We start from the raw sequence: 1,427 nt of genomic DNA on the forward strand, positions 1-1,427 counted from the left end.
TTGGCGGAAAGATGTCCTTTTTCTTTTCATCCGGTCGGGTATAGCGGGGAGAAAGACCGGTGCGCTCCAAACTGTCTGCAATCAGCTTTTGGACTTTTTCAATACCGCCATGCTTCTCAACGAAACCGGCCAAGTCCTCCGCCTGCTTGAGAGAACAGAATTGCAGTCCGGTTTTTCCTTCATAAACGGAGCCTCTATGCTGAAACAGGTCCAGGCCAAACTCATTGCGGACCGGCTTTGTTTCTTGGGCTGGCAAAAAAGCACCTTCTCGAAAGAGATAGCCGACAGCCGAATGTTTCTCGCCCATATATCACCACCTCACATCACTGCTCCAGCTCATGCTCGTTGTCATCGTCCAGGCGCAGAGCAAGGAACTCTTTGATACAGTGTTCTGCCGCCTCGTCAGTGGGGTACAGCAGTTCCAGCGTCAGGTCATCCAAGTTCTGATCTTCCAGACGGGGATAGCCCGCCAGAGTGTTTCTGATATACGCCGTGAGAAGATCGTGGGGGCTGAATGCCTCCAGCAGCATGATCTTATACTTCGGCAGAAGCGCAGGCAGGAACTCTTTCAGAATCCCAATCTTCCTCGCCATCAGATCGTTGTCCGTTTTCATCCAAAATCACCTCGCTTTCCTGTAATGATTCAAACTCCAACTTAGTGTTGATTTCCGTAAGTTGGGCAACCTTCTCCGACAATTCTTCCTCATAAAGAAACGGCTGTCCAACCTGCTGTTGGGCAACCGCCAGTTGTTTTTGTGTTTCTTTCAATTCGCGCCGTGCATCTTCAAGATAGTTGGGAATCCGTTCAGCAAGATTCTCGATACGGGTAATCGTTCCCTGACCGGAATTGCCTATATCCGTCCCATACAGCAAAGCGCCCCGTAGAATAATATCCCTTTCAAACGGATTGAAGTTCACGAAAAGAGAAAAGCCACGATACGAACCAATTTCAAACTCATATTCATCTTTTCCACGGCCTTCACTTATCATCCGATAAAGAAGGGCAAATGCTTCGCCCGCTGCCGGTCGCTCCGTATAATGCTTTCCATCCAGCACGATGGAGAAATCCTTGCCTTCGGTCTGACCCAACAGAGAAATGTCCTGCGTGACTCGCTCAATTTTCTGCTCATATTCCCGGATGCGGGATGGATATGTCAAGTTAACCTTGTGTTCCAAAGCAAGCTGTTCATTGCTCCACGCACCACGCAGAATTTTCAATTCCGTGACCCGGTTTTCCAATTCCATCTTCTGTGCGACCATCGGATTGTCGGTAGCAGCCGCCTTGAACTGTGCGGCAGACAGGACGGTTTCATCCACATCCTCACAAGAGCGGGCAATGTGTTTTCCGGTGAGAATCTGCGTGATATAGCGCAATTTCTGCTCCTGAATCTGCCAGAGATACGCATCAAATGTTCCTTTGGCCACGA

At 49.4% G+C, this 1,427-nt stretch carries 1 protein-coding gene and 2 pseudogenes; all 3 read right to left on the reverse strand.

Features of this window, described 5'->3' with window-relative positions; all coding sequences use genetic code 11:
- A pseudogene (locus H8S57_RS15785) lies at positions 1-307 on the reverse strand (hypothetical protein); the annotation flags it as partial.
- A gap of 16 nt (positions 308-323) precedes the next feature.
- Positions 324-593, reverse strand: a complete 270-nt coding sequence (locus H8S57_RS15790; protein ID WP_186908948.1) for a hypothetical protein — start codon at positions 591-593, stop codon at positions 324-326.
- Positions 535-1,427 (reverse strand): annotated as a pseudogene (locus H8S57_RS15795) (helicase); the annotation flags it as partial. The pseudogene H8S57_RS15795 and the gene H8S57_RS15790, both read right to left, overlap by 59 nt.

The organism is Lawsonibacter hominis, from assembly GCF_014287895.1.
Taxonomy (GTDB): Bacteria; Bacillota; Clostridia; order Oscillospirales; family Oscillospiraceae; genus Lawsonibacter_A; species Lawsonibacter_A hominis.

Coding starts and splice junctions, on each gene's coding strand:
- H8S57_RS15790 (WP_186908948.1), bottom strand. CDS start 593: ATGGCGAGGAAGATTGGGATTCTGAAAGAGTTCCTGCCTGCGCTTCTG.